Annotated in this window: 2 tRNA genes; both read left to right on the top strand. The window is 46.5% G+C overall.

Annotation, left to right across the window (positions count from 1 at the left end):
- Positions 1-74 (top strand) — tRNA-Thr (locus tag ASG31_RS17525).
- A gap of 17 nt (positions 75-91) precedes the next feature.
- Positions 92-172, top strand: a tRNA-Tyr gene (locus ASG31_RS17520).
- Positions 173-202: the final 30 nt, after the last annotated feature.

Here is a 202-nt window from a genome sequence, read left to right as displayed (position 1 = left end):
GCTTCCATAGCTCAGTTGGCTAGAGCAGCTGATTTGTAATCAGCAGGTCGTGGGTTCGAGTCCCTCTGGAAGCTCATTTTAATATAAACTCGGGGAGATTCCAGAGTGGCTAAATGGGACTGACTGTAACTCAGTTGCTTCGGCTTCGTAGGTTCGAATCCTGCTCTCCCCACGGTTTATATTCAAATAAAAAACTTGCAGG

It is taken from the genome of Chryseobacterium sp. Leaf404 (assembly GCF_001424145.1).
GTDB lineage: Bacteria > Bacteroidota > Bacteroidia > Flavobacteriales > Weeksellaceae > Chryseobacterium.
Note: the sequence above shows the minus strand (reverse complement) of the source record. Positions and strands in the feature narration are given on the sequence as shown.